Annotated in this window: 6 protein-coding genes and 1 tRNA gene; 1 reads left to right on the top strand and 6 read right to left on the bottom strand. The window is 72.7% G+C overall.

All coding sequences use genetic code 11. From position 1 onward, the window contains the following. Nucleotides 1-112: 112 nt before the first annotated feature. The 6 genes from L2I40_RS18800 to L2I40_RS18775 all read right to left on the bottom strand — a co-directional run bounded on the left by L2I40_RS18800 (nucleotide 113) and on the right by L2I40_RS18775 (nucleotide 4,588). The gene (locus tag L2I40_RS18800) at nucleotides 113-1,018 is read right to left on the bottom strand and encodes an ABC transporter substrate-binding protein (protein WP_237216717.1); all 906 of its coding nucleotides are present in this window, start codon (nucleotides 1,016-1,018) and stop codon (nucleotides 113-115) included. A gap of 159 nt (nucleotides 1,019-1,177) precedes the next feature. Then, complete coding sequence (locus tag L2I40_RS18795; RefSeq protein ID WP_237216716.1) at nucleotides 1,178-1,729, bottom strand: NUDIX domain-containing protein; 552 nt, start codon at nucleotides 1,727-1,729, stop codon at nucleotides 1,178-1,180. Next, on the bottom strand, nucleotides 1,726-2,337 hold the full coding sequence (locus L2I40_RS18790; RefSeq protein ID WP_237216715.1) for an FMN-binding negative transcriptional regulator: 612 nt from the start codon (nucleotides 2,335-2,337) through the stop codon (nucleotides 1,726-1,728). Before L2I40_RS18790 ends, L2I40_RS18795 begins: the two co-directional genes overlap by 4 nt. Nucleotides 2,338-2,487: 150 nt before the next feature. Beyond that, on the bottom strand, nucleotides 2,488-3,369 hold the full coding sequence (locus L2I40_RS18785) for a DMT family transporter (protein ID WP_237216714.1): 882 nt from the start codon (nucleotides 3,367-3,369) through the stop codon (nucleotides 2,488-2,490). 2 nt (nucleotides 3,370-3,371) lie between these two features. Further along, the gene (folD, locus tag L2I40_RS18780; protein ID WP_237216713.1) at nucleotides 3,372-4,217 is read right to left on the bottom strand and encodes a bifunctional methylenetetrahydrofolate dehydrogenase/methenyltetrahydrofolate cyclohydrolase FolD; all 846 of its coding nucleotides are present in this window, start codon (nucleotides 4,215-4,217) and stop codon (nucleotides 3,372-3,374) included. A 59-nt stretch (nucleotides 4,218-4,276) separates the two neighbouring features. Further along, nucleotides 4,277-4,588, bottom strand: a complete 312-nt coding sequence (locus tag L2I40_RS18775; protein WP_237216712.1) for a YggT family protein — start codon at nucleotides 4,586-4,588, stop codon at nucleotides 4,277-4,279. A 128-nt stretch (nucleotides 4,589-4,716) separates the two neighbouring features. Between L2I40_RS18775 and L2I40_RS18770 the strand changes: the two genes are divergently transcribed. Further along, nucleotides 4,717-4,792 (top strand) — tRNA-Ala (locus L2I40_RS18770). Nucleotides 4,793-5,130: the final 338 nt, after the last annotated feature.

The following is a 5,130-nucleotide window of genomic DNA, read 5'->3' as shown; positions in this document are numbered from 1 at the left end:
CCCGCCCCGGCCCCGGCCCCGCGGGCGCGCGGCTGATCCGGCTTCCGGTCGGCTGAACCCAGCCGACCGGGCCTGCCCCGGGCCCTCCGGTCCGGGGCCTCCCCCTCGGGGGCTACCCGAGGACCTGCCGGGCGGCAGCGAGCAGCGCCGGCGGGATCACCGAGCCGGTCCGCTGCGCCACGGCGCGGTCCACGACAAGTTCCGGCTCCGCGACGGTCTCGATGGCGATCTCGCCCGGCCGCTCACCTTCCAGGATGCGACTTACGAGCCGACCCGCGCGCTGGGCCGCCGCCCCGAGCCGCGTGCCGTAGGCCAGCATGGGCCCGTGCCGCACGCCGTCGCGGAAGAAGAGGTGCGGCAGCCGCGCCGCGACGGCACGGTCCACGATGGCGCGGCCATGGATGTTGCAGAAGGGAACCTCGAGCACCAGCAACGCTTGCGCGCCCCATTCGCGGAAGCCCGCGAAGGCCGCATCGAGGTCAGCCGGATCGCGCAGCAACATGACCTGCGCCGTCACCTCCTCGGCCCGAGCCGCCGCGAGGTTGGCGCGGGCCAACGCGTCCGGCACGTCTGCATCGCCCAGGATCGTGAGCCGCGTCATGCCCGGCACGACCTGCTTCAGCAGCCCGATCTGCGCGCGCGCCTGCGCCGGATCGAAATTGGTCACGCCGGTGACAAGGCCGCCAGGCCGGGACGCGTCCGGCACAAGGCCGGCCGCGACGGGGTCGAGCACCACGGTGAAGACCAGCGGGAGGCCCTCGGCGAGCGGGCGCAGCGCCTGCAGCGCCACCGCGCCGATGACCGCGATCACGTCGGGGCGCAGGGCCACGAGCTCTGCCGCGAGCGCGGGCAGGCGGGCGAGGTCGGTCGTGAAGCGCGGCTCGAGCCGGATATCGCGCCCCTCGGCGAGCCCCGCGTCGTGCAGCCCCTGCCGGAAGCCGGCGAAGCTCGCATGCGCGGCATCGCCCATGAAGAACACGCCGACACAAGGCGGCGGCGACGCGGTCGATCCGGGCATGGCGAAGCTCCGCACGGGCCAGGCGCCGACAGGCTACAGCATGATCCGCCGACATGGACCACGCCGTAGCCCATGGGTCGAAACGGACAAGGCGTACCTCGCAGGATGAGCGCCCCGGACGCTATGCGCACGGGTCCGTGAAGGCAACGCGACGGCCCGTCAGACCAATCCCTTCATCAGCAGCAGGCCCCATGCGGCGACGCTGACGTCGTCCTGGATCTCGCCCTCGCGGAACATGCGGTCCAGCTCGGCGCGCGCGAAGCGGCGGCTGATCAGGTCCTGCTCCTCCTGCTCCGGCCGTGCCGCGCCTTCGGCGAGGCCGGTGGCGAGGAAGATGCGGTAGCCCTGGCGCATGGTGCCGTAGGCGTTCCAGAGGAAGCCGGCCTCGGTCAGCGTCGCTGCGACAAGCCCCGTCTCCTCCACCAGCTCGTGTGCGGCGGCGAGGCGCGGGTCCGCATCAGGGCCGCCCCACATGCCCTGGCACAGTTCCCAATGGCGCGCGCCGACCGGATAGCGGAACTGCTGGACGAGGGTGACGGAGCCATCGTCGTGCACCGGGACGACGACCACGAAATCGTCCTTCTCGACCACGCCATAGATGCCGGCCGAGCCGTCGCGGCGGCGTATCGCGTCCTCGCGCACGCGCATCCACCGGTTCTCGTAGACCAGGCGCGAGCCGGTCGCGACGATGTCAGGGTCGTCCCGGCTCACAACCCGTTCGCCTCCTTCAGCGCGGCGGCGGCGGCGTGCTCGCCGCGCGACTCCAGTTGCGCGGCCACCGCGATCCGGTCGGGCAGCGGACGGTTCTGGCTCTGCTTGCGCTTGCCCGTCCACTCCGCGACCTCGATCGAGACGCCGACCAGCCCCTTGAACATCCGCGCCATGTAGTCGGCAGGCTGCGCGTCCATGTCGAAGCCGGGATCGGGCTCGTAGCGGAAGGCGAGGGCCCGCATCTGCCGCGCGATCTCGTCCTCATCCTCGATCAGCGTCGCCGGGCCGCGCGCCTGGACGGCGTCGTAGTTCCAGGTCGGCACCGCCGGATGCGCGCCGTACCAGGCGGAGGAGACGTAGGCATGCGGGCCGCGGAACAGCGCAAGCGCCTCGGCGCCCGCGCCGTCGAAGGCGCGCCATTGCGGATTGGCGCGGGCGAGATGGCAGAGCAGACGATCCGGCGCGCCGCCCTCGCCCGGGATCAGGTGGAAGGGCAGGTGCGAGACCATGAGCGGCGCGGCGGTGACCAGCGTGCCGAAGTCGTTGGCCTCCACGAAGCCGTGGATCCAGGCGCGGTCGTCCACACGGAAGGCGGGCGGGGTGTACATGGGAGCTATCCTGGCACGAACGAGCGCTCGCGCCGCAAGGGCGCGGTTGAAGCGGGTCAGGCGACCCGGTCGGTGGTAGCTCGTCGTCGCAGGATCATGGCCTGAGATTGGCGGCGGCGATCGCACGGAAGCAAATGCGGGGACGGCATGTCAGCCCCGCGCATGCGCGCGGGCACGCAGCAGCAGCGCGAGGCCACCGAGCGTCAGAAGCCCGCCGACGACGTCGCTGACATAGAGCCGCTCGCCCAGCAGCGCCCAGCCGAACACCGCGGCCAAGGGCGGCGCCAGCAATTGCAGCGCGGAGGCAGTGGAGGTCGGCACGCGGCGCAGCATGACGAAATACAGCGCGTAGCCGCCGATGCCGACCACGATCATCGACCAGAACAGCCCGCCGAGCGTGAACCAACTCGCCGAACGCGGCATCGCCCCTTCGAGCAGCAGCGCGAGCAGCAGGCAGAGCAGCGCGGAGACCGCGGTCTGGCCGAGGCTCGCGGCCCACATGTCCACGCGGCCCTTGGCCGGCGCGTAGATCAGCAGCCCGACCGCCTGCGCCGCCGCCGCGCCAATCGCCAGCACGAAGCCCGAGGCCTCGGCAGCCTCCAGCCCGTCGAGCGCACGCAGCCCGCCGAGCAGCGCGACGCCCGACCAGCCGATCGCAAGCCCGGCCCAGGCCAGCGGCGGCAGCGGCTTCTTCAGGATCGCGCTCTCGCCGGCCGCGATCAGCAGCGGCGTGGTGGCGCAGATCAGCGCGACGAGGCCGGTCGGGATGCGCGCCATGGCGAGCCAGGCGAGCGCCAGGTAGCCGCCCATGCCGAACAGCCCGAGCAGCGCGACGCGCGCCGCATCCGGCCGCGAGGGCAGGCGAGAGCGGAAGGCCAGCGCGATCAGCAGCAGGATCGGCGCCGTGCAGCCGAAGCGGATGGCGAGCGACCAGAGCGGCGGCCATTCCCGCACCACCACGCCCGCGACGGTGAAGGCCGAGGCCCAGATGGCGACGAAGGCGCCGCCGATGACGAGGCCGCCGGGCCCCACCGCTACGCGCCGCGGCGCGCGATCGCGGCCTCCAGCGTGTTCTCCAGCAGGCAGGCGATGGTCATCGGGCCGACGCCGCCGGGGACGGGCGTGATGGCGCCCGCATGGCGCGAAGCGGCTGCGAATTCCACGTCGCCCACCAGCCGACCGTCGGGCAGGCGGTTGATGCCGACATCGATCACCGTGCAGCCTTCGGCGATCCAGTCGCCCTTAACCATCTCCGGCCGGCCGACGGCGGCGACCAGGATCTCGGCGCGCCGGCACTCGGCCGGCAGGTCGCGGGTGCGCGAATGCACGATCGTCACAGTGCAGTCGGCGGCGAGCAGAAGCTGCGCCATGGGCCGCCCGACGATGTTGCTGCGCCCGAGCACCACCGCGCGCGCGCCGGGCAGCGCGCAGCCGGCGGCGCGCAGCAGGTGCATCGCCCCCTTCGGCGTGCAGGGAACGAGCCCGGGCTGGCCGGAGGCAAGGCGGCCGGCGTTCAGCGGGTGGAAGCCATCCACGTCCTTTTCCGGCGCGACGGCGGAAATCACCCGGTCGGCACGGATCTGGGGCGGGAGCGGCAGCTGGACGAGGATCCCGTCCACCGCCGGGTCGGCGTTCAGCCGCGCCACCACGCCGAGCAGGTCGCCCTCGGTCGTCTCTGCCGGCAAGTGGATGGTGGCGCTGTCGAAGCCCACCTCCTGCGCCGCCTTGTCCTTGTTGCGGACATAGACGCCGGAGGCCGGGTCGTCGCCGACGCGCACCACGCGCAGGCCGGGCTTGAAGGGAAGCGCCGCGACGCGGGCGGCGATGGCGCGGCGCAGGTCTGCGGCGACGGCCTTGCCGTCGATGAGGCGGGCGGTCATGCGGTGTGTCGGTCCTGGTCAGGCGGCGCGCTGGCGCGGCCGGGCCTCCGGGGCGGGGGTCAGAAATAGAAGCCCGACATGATCATGTAGCGCCGGACGGCGCCGACGCCGATCGAGACGGCGGTGATCAGGAGCAGCAGCACCAGCGGAGAGAGGTCCACGCCGCCGAGGTGGGGCAGGCGGTTTCGGATGGGCCGCAGCGCCGGCTCGGTCACGCGGTAGAGGAAATCGGCGATGGTCCAGACGATGCGGTTGCGCCCGTCGAGCACGCCGAAGGACATCAGCGTCTGCACGATCGCCGCGATCAGGACGGCCCACCAGAACAGGTCGAGCCCCGCCTGCACGAGGAAGAACACGGCGTCGAGCAGCATCTGGCGGGGGGTCCTGGCGGTTCTGGTTGAGGGGAAGCTAGTGGCCGCCCGGGGACCGGACAAGGCGCGGCACGGCGGCTTGACGCCGCGGCCCGGCCCGACCATAACCCGCGCCCTCTACCGAGAGCGGGGCTGTAGCTCAGTTGGGAGAGCGCGTCGTTCGCAATGACGAGGTCAGGGGTTCGATTCCCCTCAGCTCCACCACTCTCGGGTAGGGTTTCCGTTCACACAGGTTTCGGGACTGGCAGGCGACCGCCTGCAGTGCCGGGCGGCCGTGCAGGGTTCACGACTGACGCGGCCGCGACGGGGCGCGACGACGAGCCCCATGCCGCCCGAGCCGGCGCCCCCCCCGGGAAACCTGCCGCCGCCGGAGCCTCGACTGGATCCTGATCGCGAGCGGCGCCGGTGTCCCGGTCGCCCCGGGCCGGGGCGAGCCCGCTCCGAGGAGCGGGCTCGCCACGCCTGTCAGAGAACCGTGTCGCTGGCCAGATTCACCGAGAAGGTGGCCGTGGCCCAGTCGCCGTCGCCATCGTAGAGCTCGG

This window comes from Falsiroseomonas oryziterrae, from assembly GCF_021864505.1.
GTDB lineage: Bacteria > Pseudomonadota > Alphaproteobacteria > Acetobacterales > Acetobacteraceae > Falsiroseomonas > Falsiroseomonas oryziterrae.
This window is presented reverse-complemented; position numbering and strand designations above follow the sequence as displayed.

Excerpts from the sequence above, each read along its gene's own strand:
- folD (WP_237216713.1), bottom strand. The coding sequence starts at position 4,217 with ATGACCGCCCGCCTCATCGACGGCAAGGCCGTCGCCGCAGACCTGCGC.
- L2I40_RS18800 (WP_237216717.1), bottom strand. The coding sequence starts at position 1,018 with ATGCCCGGATCGACCGCGTCGCCGCCGCCTTGTGTCGGCGTGTTCTTC.
- L2I40_RS18790 (WP_237216715.1), bottom strand. The coding sequence starts at position 2,337 with ATGTACACCCCGCCCGCCTTCCGTGTGGACGACCGCGCCTGGATCCAC.
- L2I40_RS18775 (WP_237216712.1), bottom strand. The coding sequence starts at position 4,588 with ATGCTGCTCGACGCCGTGTTCTTCCTCGTGCAGGCGGGGCTCGACCTG.